General features: G+C 39.5%; 18 protein-coding genes and 1 rRNA gene. 18 read left to right on the top strand and 1 reads right to left on the bottom strand.

All coding sequences use genetic code 11. From position 1 onward, the window contains the following. Nucleotides 1–75 precede the first annotated feature (75 nt). From rrf to rsmI, 12 genes are all read left to right on the top strand, one after another. Nucleotides 76–191 (top strand): 5S ribosomal RNA (gene rrf / locus MLE13_RS17090). 155 nt (nt 192–346) lie between these two features. Next, nucleotides 347–1,789 carry an aminotransferase class I/II-fold pyridoxal phosphate-dependent enzyme gene (locus tag MLE13_RS17085; protein ID WP_240750993.1) on the top strand — a complete coding sequence of 481 codons (1,443 nt, stop codon included), beginning with the start codon at nt 347–349 and terminating at the stop codon, nt 1,787–1,789. Nucleotides 1,790–1,831: 42 nt separating this feature from the next. Continuing rightward, entirely contained in the window at nt 1,832–3,358 is a 1,527-nt protein-coding gene (gene ppx / locus MLE13_RS17080) for an exopolyphosphatase (RefSeq protein WP_240750992.1), read from the top strand. 37 nt (nt 3,359–3,395) lie between these two features. Further along, nucleotides 3,396–5,507: an RNA degradosome polyphosphate kinase gene (locus MLE13_RS17075; protein ID WP_240750991.1), complete on the top strand. Its 2,112-nt coding sequence runs from the start codon at nt 3,396–3,398 to the stop codon at nt 5,505–5,507. 115 nt (nt 5,508–5,622) lie between these two features. Beyond that, the gene (tmk, locus tag MLE13_RS17070) at nt 5,623–6,273 is read left to right on the top strand and encodes a dTMP kinase (RefSeq protein ID WP_240750990.1); all 651 of its coding nucleotides are present in this window, start codon (nt 5,623–5,625) and stop codon (nt 6,271–6,273) included. A gap of 109 nt (nt 6,274–6,382) precedes the next feature. Beyond that, the gene (locus tag MLE13_RS17065) at nt 6,383–6,712 is read left to right on the top strand and encodes a cyclic-di-AMP receptor (RefSeq protein ID WP_008498586.1); all 330 of its coding nucleotides are present in this window, start codon (nt 6,383–6,385) and stop codon (nt 6,710–6,712) included. A gap of 122 nt (nt 6,713–6,834) precedes the next feature. Beyond that, entirely contained in the window at nt 6,835–7,827 is a 993-nt protein-coding gene (gene holB, locus MLE13_RS17060) for a DNA polymerase III subunit delta' (RefSeq protein ID WP_240750989.1), read from the top strand. A 3-nt stretch (nt 7,828–7,830) separates the two neighbouring features. After that, nucleotides 7,831–8,643 carry a PSP1 domain-containing protein gene (locus MLE13_RS17055; protein ID WP_240750988.1) on the top strand — a complete coding sequence of 271 codons (813 nt, stop codon included), beginning with the start codon at nt 7,831–7,833 and terminating at the stop codon, nt 8,641–8,643. A 10-nt stretch (nt 8,644–8,653) separates the two neighbouring features. Beyond that, entirely contained in the window at nt 8,654–9,013 is a 360-nt protein-coding gene (gene yabA / locus MLE13_RS17050) for a DNA replication initiation control protein YabA (RefSeq protein WP_008433090.1), read from the top strand. Nucleotides 9,014–9,097: 84 nt separating this feature from the next. Continuing rightward, a complete protein-coding gene (locus MLE13_RS17045; RefSeq protein WP_240750987.1) occupies nt 9,098–9,835 on the top strand; it encodes a tRNA1(Val) (adenine(37)-N6)-methyltransferase in 738 nt (245 codons plus the stop codon). Then, the gene (locus MLE13_RS17040) at nt 9,822–10,091 is read left to right on the top strand and encodes a GIY-YIG nuclease family protein (protein WP_240750986.1); all 270 of its coding nucleotides are present in this window, start codon (nt 9,822–9,824) and stop codon (nt 10,089–10,091) included. The genes MLE13_RS17045 and MLE13_RS17040 overlap by 14 nt, the downstream gene beginning before the upstream one ends. Next, nucleotides 10,088–10,957: a 16S rRNA (cytidine(1402)-2'-O)-methyltransferase gene (gene rsmI / locus MLE13_RS17035; protein ID WP_240750985.1), complete on the top strand. Its 870-nt coding sequence runs from the start codon at nt 10,088–10,090 to the stop codon at nt 10,955–10,957. The genes MLE13_RS17040 and rsmI overlap by 4 nt, the downstream gene beginning before the upstream one ends. 209 nt (nt 10,958–11,166) lie before the next feature. On the opposite strand, the gene MLE13_RS17030 is transcribed toward rsmI, so the two are convergent. Further along, a complete protein-coding gene (locus MLE13_RS17030) occupies nt 11,167–11,445 on the bottom strand; it encodes an AbrB/MazE/SpoVT family DNA-binding domain-containing protein (RefSeq protein WP_065527621.1) in 279 nt (92 codons plus the stop codon). A 327-nt stretch (nt 11,446–11,772) separates the two neighbouring features. Here MLE13_RS17030 and metG point away from each other — a divergent pair, with 327 nt between their 5' ends. The 6 genes from metG to veg all read left to right on the top strand — a co-directional run bounded on the left by metG (nt 11,773) and on the right by veg (nt 18,086). After that, nucleotides 11,773–13,731 (top strand): methionine--tRNA ligase, encoded by a 1,959-nt coding sequence (gene metG, locus MLE13_RS17025; RefSeq protein ID WP_240750984.1) that lies wholly within the window; start codon nt 11,773–11,775, stop codon nt 13,729–13,731. Nucleotides 13,732–13,933: 202 nt separating this feature from the next. Continuing rightward, nucleotides 13,934–14,710 (top strand): TatD family hydrolase, encoded by a 777-nt coding sequence (locus MLE13_RS17020; RefSeq protein WP_240750983.1) that lies wholly within the window; start codon nt 13,934–13,936, stop codon nt 14,708–14,710. Nucleotides 14,711–14,787: 77 nt separating this feature from the next. Continuing rightward, on the top strand, nt 14,788–16,110 hold the full coding sequence (locus tag MLE13_RS17015) for a G5 and 3D domain-containing protein (protein ID WP_240750982.1): 1,323 nt from the start codon (nt 14,788–14,790) through the stop codon (nt 16,108–16,110). Nucleotides 16,111–16,223: 113 nt separating this feature from the next. Next, the gene (gene rnmV, locus MLE13_RS17010) at nt 16,224–16,781 is read left to right on the top strand and encodes a ribonuclease M5 (RefSeq protein WP_240750981.1); all 558 of its coding nucleotides are present in this window, start codon (nt 16,224–16,226) and stop codon (nt 16,779–16,781) included. Beyond that, nucleotides 16,781–17,659: a 16S rRNA (adenine(1518)-N(6)/adenine(1519)-N(6))-dimethyltransferase RsmA gene (gene rsmA / locus MLE13_RS17005; RefSeq protein WP_240750980.1), complete on the top strand. Its 879-nt coding sequence runs from the start codon at nt 16,781–16,783 to the stop codon at nt 17,657–17,659. Before rnmV ends, rsmA begins: the two co-directional genes overlap by 1 nt. Before the next feature lie 163 nt (nt 17,660–17,822). Continuing rightward, on the top strand, nt 17,823–18,086 hold the full coding sequence (gene veg / locus MLE13_RS17000; protein ID WP_240750979.1) for a biofilm formation stimulator Veg: 264 nt from the start codon (nt 17,823–17,825) through the stop codon (nt 18,084–18,086). Nucleotides 18,087–18,224 lie beyond the last annotated feature (138 nt).

Below are 18,224 nucleotides of genomic sequence, written 5' to 3'. Positions count from 1 at the left end.
ACAATGTACGCGAAGCACTTGCACGTTCCAATGTCGTTTATCCAGTTTTGAGTGAACAAGCACTCAACTAAATAGTCCAGTGATGATGGCAAAGAGGCCACACCCGTTCCCATCCCGAACACGGCAGTTAAGCTCTTTTGCGCTGATGGTAGTTGGGGGTTTCCCCCTGTGAGAGTAAGACGTCGCTGGGCACTTAAAGAAAGTCGTTACCGATTCCGGTAACGGCTTTTTTGTGTTTAAAGAAAAGTAATAAAAAAGAACAATCTGGTCTTTTAGTTTCGAAACCACGATTTTCACACGGAATTGTTATAATAGAGTCAATTAATCAATGTGAGGATGAAAGTTTATGACGCAACGACGTCCGATTGTAGATGCTTTAATTCAGTTTCAAAAAAAACAGCCGATTTCTTTTCATGTACCGGGACATAAGCATGGAATCTTATCAGGGTTACCAAAAGAAATTCATCCCGCACTCGCGTATGATTTAACAGAATTAACAGGGTTGGATGATCTTCATTATCCAGAAGGTGCAATTCAGGAAGCTCAGCTGTTATTGGCGGAGACTTATGGGGCCAAAGAGAGCTTTTTACTGGTCAATGGCTCAACTGTGGGGAATTTGGCAATGATTCATGCTGCTTGTAAAGAGGGAGATGTGGTAATTGTTCAGCGTAATTCTCATAAGTCGATTTTTCATGCATTAGAGCTTGCCCACGTGCGTCCTGTATATGTTGCGCCAAGGTGGGATGAATATTCCATGACAGCTGCTGCAGTGTCGCTAACAGCAATCAAAGCGGCAATCGAGGCATATCCTGAGGCAAAGGCAGTCGTCCTGACTTATCCCAATTATTATGGAGTTGTTTCTGATGAACTTTCTGAAATTATCTCTTTATGCCATGAAAAAGAAATCGCGGTTTTGGTAGATGAAGCACATGGAGCTCATTTTCAGGCGGGTGCGCCGTTTCCAGTTTCAGCATTAGAGTTAGGTGCTGATGTTGTTGTGCAATCGGCCCATAAAACCTTGCCAGCTATGACTATGGGGTCATTTTTACATATGGGCAGCAATCGTGTGAGTGGGAAAAAAATTCAAAAATATTTGCGAATGTTTCAATCGAGTAGTCCATCGTATTTAATCTTAGCTTCTTTAGATGATGCACGGGCTTATCTGCAAAGTTATTCGCCACCGGATATTCGGTCGTTTAATGAAAAGCGTGACCGTTTTCTAAGTAGCTTACGAATGATTCCGCAGTTACTCGTAGTAGAATCAGATGACCCACTCAAAATTATGTTACGAGTCTCTCACCATAGTGGTTACCAACTAAAAGAAAAGTTAGAGCAAGTTGGTATTGAAGTAGAATTAGGAGATCCTTTTCAAGTATTACTGATCTTGCCTTTATTAAAACAGCGGCATACTTATCCATTTGCGGAAATTCGCAGTCGTTTAAAAGAAGCGGTAGCCATGCTTGAAGGAGAAAGTAGACAAGAAACAACTATGGAAGTTAAAACATTAAATGATGTGACAGTACCAGAGTTGTCTTTTGAGGAAATTGATTTGGCCGATCAAGAATGGGTTTCCTATACACAAATTATCGGACGCATTGCTGCAGGGATGGTAACACCTTATCCACCAGGTATTCCATTAATTGTAGCGGGTGAAAAATGGACTATGCTTAAAGTTGAAGAATTGATGAATCATCTTGCAGCAAATGCACAGATCCAAGGTGATCATCGTTTGGCGTCTAAGCAATTGCCAGTTCTTATGCAAGATACTGAGGTAGTAAGCAAAGTATAAAAGGGTATACTAAAGCATCGACTAGGATGAGGGGGTATTTTCATGGAACAAGAAAAGTATGCAATCATTGATATTGGTTCGAATACCATTCGACTTGTCATTTATACACGGGACAAAAGTGGGCGCTTTACTGAAAGTGAAAATGTTAAAGCAGTGGCTCGACTTCGAAGTTATTTAAATGAGAACAATGTTCTAGAACAAGAAGGTATCGATATATTAGTGAAGACATTGAAGAGCTTTCAAGAAGTCACTCGTCATCATCAATTAAAGTCTATTAAATGCGTTGCTACTGCTGCAGTACGCCAAGCAGAAAATCAAGCTGCTATTTTAACAACTGTAGCGGATGAAACCGATTTTTCTATCCGTATCTTATCAGAATACGAAGAAGCACATTATGGATACCTCGCAGTAGTTAATTCAACACCGTTCACCAGTGGTATTACCGTGGATATTGGTGGAGGGAGTACGGAAATCACCTATTTTAAAGATCGTCAGCTTATCTACTTTTATAGTTTTCCATTTGGTGTGTTGTCTTTAAAAGAGCAGTTTATCCAAGAAGATACGCCGAAAAAAGGAGAAATGCGTGAGCTGCGGAGTTTTTTAAGAGAACAGTTTGATCAGTTAGAGTGGTTAGCGGATAAACGCTTGCCGTTAATTGGTATTGGAGGAAGTGCGCGAAACATGGCTCAAATTCATCAAGAGTATATTGAATATCCTTTTTCCGGTGTGCATCAATATATGATGAACAAAGACGATGTAGAGGAAGTGTATGACTTATTGAATTCTCAAGATTTTTCAGAGCTTCAAGGGTTAGAAGGTTTATCAAAAGACCGTGCTGACATCATTATCCCTGCTGTTGAAGTGTTTCGTTATTTGATGGAGATTATTGATACAAAACAGTTTGCGCTCAGTAGAAAAGGCTTACGGGATGGCGTTTTTTACGAAGAGATGACGAAAAGCTTTGATTTGGCCGTATTCCCCAATGTTATAGAAGAAAGCTTTCATGAGTTAGCCATCGATTATGATATTAATTTAACTCATGCATTCCATGTTACAAATAGCGCTTTGCTCATTTCAAATGCTTTAGAAGCCATTGATTTATTGTCTTTGGAAGAACAAGATTATAAACGATTAAAACTGAGTAGTGCTCTATATAATTTAGGCAGTTATATCGATTCAGAATCTAGTCATCAACATACGTTTTACTTATTAAGCAATCGAACGATAGACGGTTTGCTGCATAAAGAACGCGTCATTATTGCGTTGATGGCTTCATTTAAAAACAGAGGGATTTTCAAACGAAATGTCGCACTTTATGAAAAGTGGTTTACTAAAGACGAGTTAGCAAAATATACTTTACTCGGAGCGATTATTAAAATGGCTTATAGTTTAAATGCGACAAAACGAGATATAGTTGAAAAGATCGAGCTCGAGCAACAAGAGGATGTGTTGGTTTTTTCGGTTCAATGTCGCGAAGACTGGAAGCCTGAGCAATACCAAGTGGAAAAACAGAAAAAACATTTGGAAAAACAGCTAAAGCAAACAGTGGAATTTAAATTTTATAAATAATCAATTGCTAAAAACCAAGTAAAAGGTGGTGTCGGCAGTGGAGTCAGGGAAAAAGAAGAACTTGGAACTCAAAAATCCTGCTTATTATAATAACCGTGAATTGAGCTGGCTCGCTTTTAACGAACGCGTTCTGCAAGAAGCACTTGATAAAAAAAATCCTTTACTGGAACGGTTAAAGTTTTTGGCGATTTTCAGTTCGAATTTAGACGAGTTTTTTATGGTTCGTGTAGCTGGGCTGCAAGATCAAGTAAAAGTTGGATTTGCGAAACCTGAAAACAAAGCAGGAATGACACCAAAGCAGCAGTTACATGAGATCGCGATGAAAACCCATCAACTTGTAGATTTACAATACGATACATTGCAGAATACATTGCTACCAAAGCTTCAAAAAGAACATGTCGAGTTTTTGAAAATGAAAGATTTAGATGCTGAACAAGTAAAAGGGATGGAAGTATATTTTGAAGATTATATTTTTCCGGTACTGACGCCTATGGCGATCGACGCATACCGAACTTTTCCGATGTTGCTCAATAAAAGCATCAATTTAGCTGTGAAATTGGAAACGGAAAAAAAACAAGACGAAGAAGGGCAGAAAATCGCTATTGTTCAAGTGCCTGCAGTGTTGGAACGTTTTGTTCGAATTGAGCCAGAGAAAAACAATCATAAATTAGTGCTATTAGAAGACGTGATTAGTTTCTTTATCTATAAGTTATTTCATGGTTTTCAAGTCACTTCGGTTTCTGTGTTCCGCATTACACGCAACGCGGACATGACTATACATGAAGAAGGCGCGCGCGACTTACTAAAGGAAATTGAAGAAGAGCTTCGTAAACGGAAATGGGGAGCTGCAGTCCGATTAGAAATTCAACAGCCTGAATTTGATTTGGATATTTTGGATTATTTGACGGATGAACTAGAAGTTCATAAAAAAGATGTCTACGTAATTGAAGGATTTTTGGATTTAACGGCATTTTTCAATTTTTATAAAAAAATGGCGCCTGTTTGGGAACATTTGGTCTTTGAAGGAAAAGTGTCTCAATTACCTGCGAGTATGGAGACAGGCAAGCAAATCTTTCAGAAAGTCAGTGAGCAAGATGTCTTTTTGCATCATCCGTATGAATCGTTTGAGCCTGTTGTCCAATTTATATCAGAAGCTGCAGATGACCGAGATGTTCTAGCGATTAAGCAGACCTTATACCGAGTTAGTGGAGATTCTCCGGTGATTAAAGCATTAAAAAGAGCGGCAGAAAACGGCAAGCAAGTTACGGTGCTCGTTGAATTAAAAGCTCGTTTTGATGAAGAAAACAATGTTCACTGGGCGAAAGAGTTAGAAAAAGCGGGTTGTCATGTTATTTATGGCATGACGCATTTGAAAACACATAGTAAGATTACGCTCGTCGTCCGTAAAAAAGAAGATAAAATCGAACGGTTCGTTCATTTAGGTACCGGTAATTACAACGATCAAACTGCAAAAATTTATACCGATATGAGTCTATTTACATCAAAGAGGCAATTTGGAATCGATGCGACTAATTTTTTCAATTATTTGAGCGGCTATACGGAAAAACCCGAATTCCATTACTTATCGGTAGCGCCTTTTACGATTCGAACCGATATTATTGAGTTGATCGATGCTGAAATTCGTTATCAGAAAAAAAACGGCAATGGCCGGATTGTTGCGAAAATGAACTCATTAACAGATAAGGTCATTATTATGAAATTATACGAAGCATCGAATGCAGGAGTAAAAGTGGAATTAATCGTTAGGGGAATTTGTTGTTTACGACCGGGCATACCAGGAGTAAGTGAAAATATTCGAGTACGAAGTATTGTTGGTAGCCTATTAGAACATAGCCGCGTCTATTTCTTTAATCAGAACGGCAAAGAAAAATTGTTTTTATCGTCAGCAGATATGATGACGAGGAACTTGAACAACCGCATCGAAATTTTATTTCCGATTATCGATGAAAAAATCAAAGACCAAGTCCAAACCATTTTGGAGTTGGGACTTATGGACAATGTTAAAGCGAGAGAGCAAGATGCTGCTGGAGTTTATGATTATGTACCGCGTAAAGATGATGAACCCGTTTTAGACAGTCAAATGGAGTTGTTTCGTCGAGCTTACCGAGTAGCGGAAGACGAAGAATAGTGTTAACTTCACAGTTTTGGTAGGCCACTGTAAAACGAGCATCGTTTCGTGTATAGTATAAAGAGTTTGAAACAGTAGATTATGATTAATTTCATGGAATAAGGTGATCAGCAAAATGAGTTATTTAATCAATCTTGAAGGTGGAGAAGGATCGGGGAAATCGACGGTTCTGAAAATGCTGGCAGAGGCATTAACGGAAAAAGGATTTTCGGTTGTTTGCACAAGAGAGCCAGGTGGCATCGACATTGCCGAACAAATCCGTGAGGTCATTTTAAACCGAGAAAATACAGCAATGGATGCGCGAACAGAAGCTTTGTTATATGCTGCTGCAAGAAGACAACATTTAGTGGAGAAAATCGTTCCTGCACTCGAAGCAGGAAGTATTGTTTTATGTGATCGATATATTGATTCGAGTCTTGCTTATCAAGGCTACGCACGAGGACTTGGAATGGAAGAAATTTTCGCTATCAATAAATTCGCTATTGATGAATACATGCCAGACTTGACGCTGTATTTTGACGTTAATCCGAAAGTCGGATTGGCGCGGATTGAAAAGGATGCAGAACGTGAAGTAAATCGTTTAGATGTAGAGTCGATGAAGTTCCATTATAAAGTACGAGAAGGTTATCTTTTGTTGTTAAGTCAAAATCCGGAACGTATTCGCTTGGTGAATGCAGAAAATGAACTTTCAGTCGTTTTTGCAGATGCTTTGGAAACAGCTGTACGTTTCATAGAAGAACGCCAAACAACAGTAGATCCGACGTAAGCCTTTTCGCAGTATCTGTTTTTTGATTAAATGACTGGAAAGATATGCAGTGCTTACCTTCGTTCATGTTATACTTATATAGAAGAAAGATAAAAAGGAGTGGGTGCTGATGAAACTCGTAGTAGCAGTTGTACAGGACCAAGACAGTAACCGATTATCCAATGCATTAACAAAAAATGATTTCCGGGCTACAAAACTTGCCAGTACAGGAGGGTTTTTACGCTCAGGGAACACCACCTTTTTAATCGGAGTTGAAGATGATCTCATCCCGAAATTGATGGACTTGATTCGTGAAAACTGCCGTTCTCGTGAACAAATGGTCGCTCCCGTTTCACCAATGGGTGGTAACGCTGACTCATATATTCCTTATCCAGTGGAAGTTGAAGTTGGGGGAGCAACGATTTTTGTCTTGCCAATTGAACAATTCCATCACTTTTAATCAATAGGGACAAGTAAGTTTCCCGTGATAAGTACCACGGGTAGCGTCGAACTAGTACCATAAACAATACCCGTGATCCAATCGGAACACGGGATTTTTTACAAAGTCTGAAGGTGAAGTTGATGCAAAAAACAACCGATGAATTTTTGGAGATGCAACCGGTAGTTATGAAGCGACTGCAAGGAGCTTATGGAAAAGAGCGTCTAGCGCATGCTTACTTATTCGAAGGTCCTGCAGGTTCAGGAAAAAAAGAAATTACTCATTTTTTCGTTAAGCTTCTACTATGCGAATCACCTGTTGAAAATGTTCCATGTGAAACATGTCGGAGCTGTCAATTGTATAATTCCGGCAATCATACGAATGTTATTTTCATCGAACCGGATGGTCAAAACATTAAAATCGACCAAATCCGTGAATTGATTTTCAAATTGAATAAAACGGGCTTGAACACAGGCCGTAAAATATACGTAATTGAGCAGGCAGACAAAATGAATAATTCTTCTGCTAATGCACTGTTGAAGTTTTTAGAAGAGCCAGAGTTTAACGTTACCGCTATCTTATTAACAGAACGTCTGAATGCGCTGATGAGCACAATCCGTTCCCGGTGCCAATTGGTGTCATTTCGTCCGCTATCACGTCCAAAGTTAATGGAAAAGTTGATAGCGAATGGTATGACCGAATCGATGGCAGCAACCGTGAGTATGCTGACACAAAGTGAAGAAGAAGCTATTGCATTAAGTCAAGATGAACAATTTTCACAAGCAAGAAAAACAGTTTTGAAAATGGTGGAAGTGTCTAGTGGCAATATTCATGAAGCACTTTTGATGCTTCAAGCCGAATGGTTACCATTATTTAAAGAAAAAGAAGATGCCGAAAGAGGCCTAGACATGTTATTATTTGCATATCGGGACATCGCTTCGGTAAAAGCAGGTCTTGAGACTGCACGAACATATCCAGACATGGAAGAAACTTGGAAGCAGATGGCTCTCCAACGCTCCTTTACGGTATTGTCCAAGCAGTTGCAGGCTATATTACAAGCCAAACAACAATTGCCGCGCAATATGAACCGGACGCTGTTGATGGAGCAGTTAATGCTGAATCTGCAGGAGGGGTAGCAATTGTATAATGTGATAGGTGTTCGCTTTAAGAAAGCGGGTAAAATATATTATTTCGATCCAGCTGAATTAGGAATCGAAAAAGACGATTACGTCATTGTGGAAACAGCAAGAGGCGTAGAATATGGGAAAGTAGTCGTGCCAACGAAAACAGTTGGTGAAAACGATGTCGTTTTGCCTTTAAAACAAGTGGTGAGAATCGCGACTGAACGTGATCGCCAACAAGTAGAGGAAAATCGGCTAGAAGCAAGTCGTGCCTTTGAAATGGGCACTGAAAAAATTGAAGAACATCAATTGGATATGAAACTAGTTGATGTCGAATACACGTTTGATCGCAATAAAGTGATTTTTTATTTTACAGCAGAAGGTCGTGTGGATTTCCGGAACTTGGTCAAAGACTTGGCTTCCATTTTCCGTACACGCATTGAACTTCGCCAAATCGGTGTTCGTGATGAAGCAAAAATGCTCGGTGGCATAGGTCCTTGTGGACGTATGTTATGCTGTTCTACGTTTTTAGGTGATTTTGAACCGGTATCCATTAAAATGGCGAAAGATCAAAATCTATCGTTAAACCCTTCGAAGATCTCAGGCCTATGCGGACGATTAATGTGCTGCTTAAAATATGAGAACGATGAATATGAAACAGCGAAAAAAGAAATGCCGGATGTTGGCACACGAGTAACGACGCCAGACGGCGATGGTCGTGTTGTTGGCATGAACATTTTGGAACGAGTATTAAAAATTCGTTTATCTGAGCAAGAACAAACACTTGAATATACATTAGATGAGATAATAGGCCAAGGAACGAGAGCGTGAGGTGGTTTAAGTGAAGGAAAAAAACTTTTTAGATACAGTCATGGAATTTGAACAGCAACTTCAATCGATGCAAGAGCAATTCAGCGAATTAAAAGCCGTTGTTGCTCGGACGATGGAGGAACATCATGCATTGCAGTTAGAAAATCATCATTTGCGTTCGCGATTGGATGAATTCCATAAAGCAGTGCCAGAAGTGGCAGCGGTAGATCCGGTGAAATTGAAGAAAGCTGTTATGGATATTGGCGAAGGCTATGATAACTTGGCGCGCTTGTATCATGAAGGTTACCATGTCTGCAACGTCCATTTCGGAAGTTCTCGAAAAGGCGATGATTGTCTGTTTTGTTTATCATTCCTGAATAAACAAAACTAAAAAGTAAAAATTAAGATCGATAAAGAGAAAGGCTTCCGACACTCCGTGTGGCGGCAGCCTTTTGTTATGCTAGGAGTTGAACAAATGTTAGTGGATGACGAACGGTTAGATTATTTATTAGCGGAAGATTTGCGGATTATTCAAAGTCCATCAGTGTTTTCGTTTTCTTTAGATGCTGTATTATTAGCACGTTTTGCGTATGTGCCGTTAAAACGAGGAACGATTGTGGATTTATGTACAGGCAATGGTGCAATTCCGTTGTTTTTAAGTGCACGAACGGAATCTCGCATTATCGGAGTTGAGATACAAGAAAGACTCGCTCATATGGCAAGGCGCAGTATTGCCTACAATGAGCTTGAAAAGCAGATAGAAATTATCGAAGGCGATGTTAAAGATATGCCGCAACAATTAGGGTTTGAAAAATACGATGTCGTGACTTGTAACCCTCCTTATTTCCCCGCACATGAGATGAGTGACAAAAACATTAGTGAACACATGGCGATTGCACGTCATGAATTGCATTTAACATTGGACGAAGCTGTACAAGCTGCAAGTCAATTGCTTAAACAAGGTGGCAAAGCGTCATTTGTGCATCGTTCAGGTCGATTGATAGATTTGATTGCAGCGATGCGTGCAAACCGCTTAGAACCAAAACGGATTCGTCTCGTTTACCCAAAAGCAGGAAAAGAAGCGAACACGTTATTAATAGAAGGCATTAAAGACGGGAAACCAGATTTGAAAATATTGCCCCCACTGGTTGTTTACGGAGAAGATGGAGAATATACAGAAGAAGTACGCGAGTTATTATATGGAAATAACTAATCATTATTTTTATGTTTTGGAATGCGCCGATGAGTCTTATTATGCAGGGTACACCAACGATCTTGAAAAGCGGTTAACTGCACACAATACAGGAAAAGGTGCAAAATACACTCGTGCTAAAGGACCGTCTAAATTAATTTATCATGAATGCTTTGATACAAAGCAAAAAGCTATGAAAGCGGAATATGCTTTTAAGCAATTAACCAAGCCTCAAAAAATTCGTTATATTGCTGAAGAAAAGGAGAGCGGCAAATGAAATCTCAAAAAAGTTTTCAGCACAAAGAAGCAACTTTGTATTTAGTAGCAACGCCTATTGGTAATTTGGAAGACATGACAATACGGGCGTTACGTATTTTAAAAGAAGTAGATATTATTGCAGCGGAAGATACGCGTAACACCAAAAATCTCTGCAATTATTTTGATATACAAACCAAATTGGTTAGCTATCATGAACACAATCAAGAAAGCGGCGGCTTTAAAATCTTGTCGTATTTGGAACAAGGAAAATCGGTCGCATTAGTTAGTGATGCTGGTATGCCATGTATTTCGGATCCGGGCGAAGACATTGTGAAACGAGCAGTTGCAGAAGGCTATCCTGTGGTGCCTGTACCTGGAGCCAACGCAGCACTCAGTGCGCTAATTGCTTCTGGAATCTCGCCACAACCCTTTTTGTTTTACGGATTCCTATCGCGTAATAAAAAAGAGCGGCTTGCTGAACTTGAAGTACTTAGCCAGAAAGAAGAAACGCTGATTTTTTATGAAGCGCCTCACCGATTAAAAGAAAGCTTGAAAAGTATGCAAAAAGCAGTAGGCGATGACCGGAAGATTGTGTTAGCGCGAGAAGTAACCAAAAAATTCGAAGAGTTTATTAGAGGAACTGTAGGGGAAGCCGTTGAATGGGCCGACGAAAATGAAATTCGCGGAGAATTTTGCTTAGTTCTAGAAGGAAATGCGGATCCCGAACCGATAGAAAACGTGAAGTGGTGGGAAACGTTATCGATTGAAGAACATGTCGATCAATTGATAGAAACCAAAAACTTAACATCGAAAGAAGCTATTAAAGAAGCAGCGATTGAACGGCAATTATCGAAAAGAGAAGTGTATCAGGCTTATCATACGTAAGAAAAGCGAAAGCACCCGTGTAGCTCTGTCGGGCGTAAGACGGGCTGGCGAAGTGGCGTGTTTCCAGCCACACAGCTAGAGTGGCTTACGATCCAAAGAGCTGGGTGCTGGAGTCTAGACAAAGAAAAGCGAAAGCACCCGTGTAGCTCTGTAGGGCGTAAAAAAGTAATCATAAAAAAACCGGATGCACGGGCATCCGGTTTTTTAAATTATCTCTTTAAGTTGTTTTGAATTTCTTTTACTAACATTTCTGCGCCTTCAGAGCTTAAGATCAGTTTACCGCCAACTAATTGCATGTTTTCGTCTGATACTTCGCCTGTAACTGCACATGTCATGTTTGGTAAATATTTCTTCAAGATAATTTTATCGTCGTCCACATAAATTTCCAATGCGTCTTTCTCAGCGATTCCTAAAGTACGGCGCAATTCGATTGGAATTACCACTCGTCCTAACTCATCTACTTTACGAACAATACCTGTTGATTTCATAATTATAGTCCTCCTTTAAGTTTATCGGATGTATTCGTCAAAATTCGACATTTTCCACTTCCTGTAATAAATCATACCAAGTACTGTCAATTAGGTCAATAAAAAACTATCGAAAATATAATAAAATTTAAGATATGGTGTTAATTTCGTAAGAATTATCGTATAAGATGTCATAAATTCGACAAAATGTCGAATGAGATTGCAATGTGATGAGATAGGCGACAAGCTATATTACCTATTTAAGGGGGTTGTTGGAATTGAAAGATTGTACAAAATTGGGGACTTGGTTAAAATAAGGACTATACAAAAAAACTGGAGGAATTTTTCGTGACTGCTAACAACAAGACATTTTATTTAACTACACCGATTTATTACCCAAGCGGAAAATTCCATATTGGAACGGCTTATACAACAGTCGCTTCTGATGCAATGGCCCGCTATAAGCGCTTACGCGGATTTGATGTCCGGTTTTTAACTGGAATGGACGAGCATGGCCAGAAAATAGAAGAAAAAGCAAATGAAGCAGGCAAGGCGCCACAAGAGTTTGTGGACGAAATGGCTGCAGCTGCAAAACAAGTTTGGTCGGTTATGGACATTACGTATGATGACTTTATCCGCACTACAGAAGAACGTCATAAAGAAGGTGTCGAACGGATCTTTAAAACTTTTCTCGACAATGGCGACATTTATAAAGGTGAATACGAAGGTTGGTATTGTACACCGTGCGAATCCTTTTTCACTGAAAACCAATTAGAAAATGGCAATTGCCCAGACTGTGGACGCCCGGTTCAAAAAGTGAAAGAAGAGTCGTACTTCTTCAACATGAAAAAGTATGCAGCACGTCTTCTTGATTACTATGAAAATAATGTCGAATTTATTGAACCAGAATCCCGTAAAAACGAAATGATCAATAATTTCATCAAACCTGGACTAGAAGACTTGTCGGTTTCCCGAACTTCTTTTGACTGGGGAATTCCGGTTCCTGGAGATCCGAAGCACGTTATTTACGTTTGGGTAGATGCTTTGTCGAATTACATCACCTCTCTCGGTTATGGTTCAGAAGACGACAGCTTGTTTAATAAGTACTGGCCAGCAGATGTTCATGTAGTTGGTAAAGATATCGTTCGTTTCCATACAATCTATTGGCCAATTTTCTTGATGGCTTTAGATTTGCCGTTACCGAAAAAAGTTTTTGCGCATGGCTTCATCATGATGAAAGACGGCAAAATGTCGAAATCTAAAGGCAATGTTGTATATCCGGAAATGCTGGTTGAGCGTTACGGTCTAGATGCGACTCGTTATTTCTTATTACGTGAATTACCGTTTGGTTCAGACGGTGTTTTTTCACCAGAATCATTTATTGAGCGAACAAATTTCGATTTAGCGAATGATTTGGGGAATTTATTGAACCGAACAGTATCGATGATTAATAAATACTGTGGAGGAGCTGTGCCGCAAATTAACGGCTTGCAAACAGAGTTTGATGCACCATTGCAAAAAGTAGCTGCACAAACAGTAAAAGCGCATGAACAGTATATGGAAAAAATGCAGTTTAGTATTGTATTAAGTGAAATTTGGACACTGATTTCTCGAACAAATAAATACATTGATGAAACGCAACCATGGGTATTAGCAAAAGACGAAAATGCAAAAGAGCAGTTGGATTCTGTTATGGCTCATTTAGCAGAAAGTCTGCGAATGACAGCAGTTATGTTGCAGCCGTTCTTACCGAATGCACCAAAACAAATTATTGAGCAACTTGGGTTAACAGAAGAATTTTTAGCGTGGGATACATTACAAGACTTCGCTAAAATTCCGGCTGGTACGCAAGTTGTGTCAAAAGGTACGCCGATTTTCCCTCGCCTTGAAGTAGAACCAGAAGTGGCATATATTCGTGACCAAATGCGTGGATCCGTAGCGCCAGTCGCAGAAGAGCCAGAAGTGATGGAAGTTCCGGATGTACCGGAAATTGATATTGAAGACTTCGCTAAAGTGGATTTGCGCGTAGCTACAGTAGTAGAATGCGAAGCTGTACCAAAAACTTCAAAGCTATTAAAATTACAGCTAGATATGGGTTATGAAAAACGACAAGTAATCTCAGGAATTGCAGAACATTACAAACCGACTGATTTAGTTGGTAAAAAAGTAGTCGTTGTCGCAAACTTAAAACCAGTGAAATTGCGTGGAGAGTTATCTGAAGGAATGGTCTTAGCTGGTGAAAAAGACGGGTACTTAACGTTAGCATCGGTCGCTGAACAGCTTCCAAATGGCTCGAAAATAAAATAAAAAACACTGGAAAAGAACTGTTTTGACCCACTTTCATTAGTGGGTCTTTTTTTGTTTTCTTAGGATAGATTGCCCAATATTACATGGGAATAAACAAGAATGACGCAGAATTAACATGTTTTGTTACCTAATTGTAATGTTGCTGTGAAGAAAGATACAGGTAGAACCATTAGAATAAAGCTTAATGTGAGGAGAATGATTGATGTTTATCGATACCCATGTACATTTAAATGCAGATCAATACGATGAGGACTTAGTAGAAGTCATTGAGCGCGCACGAGAAAACCATGTGGAGAAAATGGTAGTCATCGGCTTCGACCGCAAAACGATCGAACGAGCCATAGAGTTGGCCGAAACCTACGAATTCATCTTCGCAGTAGTTGGTTGGCATCCAGTAGATGCCATAGATTGTACTGATGAAGATTTAAAATGGATTGAAGAACTTGCAGCTCACCCAAAAGTAGTGGGAATCGGAGAAACCGGTTTAGACTACCACTGGGACAAATCACCAAAAGAGGTGCAACAGGAAATCTTCCGTAAGCAAATCCGGTTGGCTAAAAAAGTGAAACTGCCGATTATCATTCATAACCGGGAAGCAACTGCAGATGTCTTGAAAATTCTTAAAGAAGAAAATGCACAAGAAGTAGGCGGTGTTATGCATTGTTTTAGCGGCAGTGTAGAGACAGCTCAACAAAGTATAGAAATGAACTTCATGATTTCACTTGGTGGACCGGTAACATTCAAAAATGCCAAAAAGCCAAAAGAAGTTGCTGAAGCGATTTCGCTTGATTATTTAATGATTGAAACAGATGCTCCATATTTAGCGCCGCACCCATATCGTGGCAAACGAAATGAACCATCTTATGTTCCTTTAGTAGCGCAAGAAATTGCGCGGTTAAAAGACATTTCAATAGAGACTGTCGCAAAAGCAACTACTGAGAACGCTGAAAAGTTTTATAAATTTTCTCAAAAAAAGTGAAATTAAGAAATTCGTATTCGTTGACATGAAAAACACAGGCCCATATAATCACTCAAGTGAAAGAGGAGGAATTATTTTTGACAAATCAAACAAATAGTACCAATTCGACAAAGTCATTTAAAGGTAAATCGTTGGCGGTAACAATCGCGACTGTATTGTTGTTCGCAGCGGTTTTAACTTTCGCCATATATGAAGGAACAAAAAATACAGTAACTGTAACAGCAAATGGAGAACAAGAACAGGTAAGAACGCATGCAGAAACAGTAGGTGCCTTTTTAGAAGAACAAGACATCGAAACTGGAGAGCATGATTTTGTAAGCCATTCTGCAGAAACGCCGATTAACGAAGATATGACATTAGAATGGGATGCAGCAGAACAATATGCTGTAACCGTTGATGGAGAAGCAACTTCAGCTTGGACCACTAAAAACACCGTGTCAGAAATTTTAGCAACAGCGAATATCGAACTAACGAAACACGATAAAGTAACACCTGCATTAGACGCACAAGTAGATGAGGACACAAAAATCTCAGTTGAAAAAGCATACGAAGTAACGATTCAAGACGGTCTTGAAGAAAAGAAAGTATGGTCTACTTCAACGACAGTTGCTAATTTCTTAACAGAAAACAAAATTACTTTAGGTAAACTTGATCGCGTTGAAACTGAAATGGATGCATTGGTCTTACCAAATTCTCAAGTCAAAGTAGTTCGCGTTGAAAAGCTTACTGATGTAGTTGAGGATGCTGTGAAGTACGCAGTGGAGACTAAAAAAGACGATACGCTTCTCAAAGGCAGCGAAAAAGTTGTTCAAAAAGGTCAAAATGGCTTAGTTGAAAAAACGTATGAAATTGTAAAAGAAAATGGTAAAGAAGTAAAAAGAGATCTTAAGAATGAAACAGTTGTTAAAGAACCAACAAAACAAGTAACAGCAGTTGGTACAAAAACAGTAGTAGCTAGTGTTTCGCGTGGTACTCAAAAAGAAACTGTTAAAACTGTTTCAACTGAAAAAGCACCAACAGCGACTACAGCTAAAGCAACAGCAACTCCTAAAGCAACACCAGTCAAAACTACAACAGTTAAAGAGACACCTGCAGCAGAACCAACTGGCGGAAAAGAATTTTATGTATCGGCAACAGCGTATACAGCAAGTTGCACAGGCTGTTCAGGCATTACAGCTACAGGCATTAACTTGAAAACGAACCCTGGTCTTAAAGTAATTGCAGTAGATCCGAGTGTTATTCCTTTAGGCTCTAAAGTATGGGTAGAAGGATACGGAAATGCGATTGCAGGCGATACAGGCGGAGCAATCAAAGGAAATAAAATTGATTTATTCATGGCAAACAGATCGGATGCTTTGTCATTTGGACGGAAACAAGTGAAAGTTAGAATTTTAAACTAATCTATTTTAATCCAACTGCAGGCTTTCCTGGGATATTTCCTGGGAAAGCTTTTTACATGTCTATCTGCAAACATGTAGAATAAACAAGAAGTTTGAAAAGAGGAATTTGATAAATGAAGATAACTGAAATTATCGTAGTTGAAGGAAAAGACGATACCGTGGCCATTAAACGCGCAGTCAATGCGGATACTATTGAAACAAATGGTTCAGCTATTACAGCAGAGACACTCGCACGAATCGCTCATGCCCAGGAAAAACGAGGAGTCATTGTTTTTACTGATCCGGATTATCCTGGACGCCGCATCCGTGCTATTATTGAAGAACATGTGCCACAGGCAAAACATGCATTTTTGGCGAAAGAAAAAACAATCGCTAAAAACGGTAAAGGCTTAGGAATTGAACATGCTCGTGATGAAGACATTCGTGAAGCGTTAGAAGCAGTTTACACACCGCTAAAACAAGACCGCGTAATCGAGATTACAATGGAAGATTTAATCGATGCTGGCCTTGTCGCTCACCCACAAGCGAAACAACGTCGTATTGCCATAGGTAACGAGTTGCAAATCGGTTACACAAATGGCAAACAACTTCAGAAGCGACTTCACATGTTTGGTATTTCCAAAGACCAGTTTATCAAAGCGGTACAAGCGTTAACTCAGGAGGAAAATTAATGACTAAAGATATTGCAACACCCATCCGCACCCAACAAATCATGACGAAATACAATTTGAAAGTAAAGAAAAGCTTAGGGCAAAACTTTTTAATCGACCCTAATATTTTGCGCAAAATTGTCGGACAAGCAAACTTAACAAAAAAATCAGCAGCAATCGAAATTGGTCCTGGTATCGGTGCGTTAACAGAGCATTTGGCAAGAGAAGCTGGAAAAGTGTTAGCTTTCGAAATCGATCAGCGTTTATTGCCAGTATTAGCCGACACTTTGTCACCATACGATAATATTTCCATTGTCCATGCTGATATTTTAAAAACGAATGTACAAGAGGCGATTGATCGCGAATTAGCAGACTATGACGATATCGTTGTTGTGGCCAACTTACCTTACTACGTGACGACTCCGATTATTTTAAAGTTGTTACTAGAAAAGCTACCAATTCGTGGCATGGTCGTTATGTTGCAAAAAGAGGTAGCTGAGCGCATTACAGCAAAACCTGGAACAAAAGCTTATGGATCGCTATCAATCGCTATCCAGTACTATACACAAGCTGAAATGGCCTTAACTGTTCCAAAGTCTGTGTTCTTACCTCAGCCAAACGTGGATTCTGCGGTTATTCGCATGACGAAACGAGAAGTGCCGGAAGTGGAAGTAATTGATGAAGACTTTTTCTTTAGCGTGACGAGGGGCTCGTTTGTCCAACGAAGAAAAACTATATTAAACAACCTTCAAGTTGCAATGCCTTCGGGAAAAGAGAAAAAAGAATTCATCTTAAAAGCGTTAGAAGAAGCAGAAATTGATCCGACAAGACGTGGTGAAACTTTAACCATTAAAGAATTTGGTTTATTATCGGATAAGTTATACGCTTATTTTCAGTAATACCGGCATTCTGTTACAAAATCGGCACAACTTGTTTCGAGTTAAAGAAATTTCGAATAAATAAATATTGACAACAACTAAGTGTCGCTGATAAAATTATAAATTTGCTTGACTATTCCATCAAATTATGGTAGAATTTTATCCATAGTGAGGTGTAGACAAAATGCCCAAAACTTTGGCGGATATTAAAAAGTCGTTAGACCTACACGTAGGAAAACGATTGCTTTTGAAGGCAAACGGAGGTCGCAAGAAAACGGTCGAACGTGCCGGAATCCTGCGCGAAACATATCACTCCGTGTTCGTGATTGAGTTAGATCAAGAAGAGCATGCATTTGAACGCGTGTCTTACAGCTACGCAGACATCTTAACTGAAGCAGTAGAAATTACTGTGTACGAAGGAACCGAAGACGCACTTGTTGTGAAATAATCGAACTACATTTATAAGATACTCCAAAACTTGCTCCTGCTGATCTAAGCGGAATGCGAGTTTTTTTGTTTCTGTCGCTACTTTGCTTTCCATTAGCGCGGGGTATGTTAAAATAGTCTTCATCAGAATATAAAAGGA

This window comes from Planococcus halocryophilus (genome assembly GCF_022489025.1).
GTDB classification, from domain to species: Bacteria; Bacillota; Bacilli; order Bacillales_A; family Planococcaceae; genus Planococcus; species Planococcus halocryophilus_A.
This window is presented reverse-complemented; position numbering and strand designations above follow the sequence as displayed.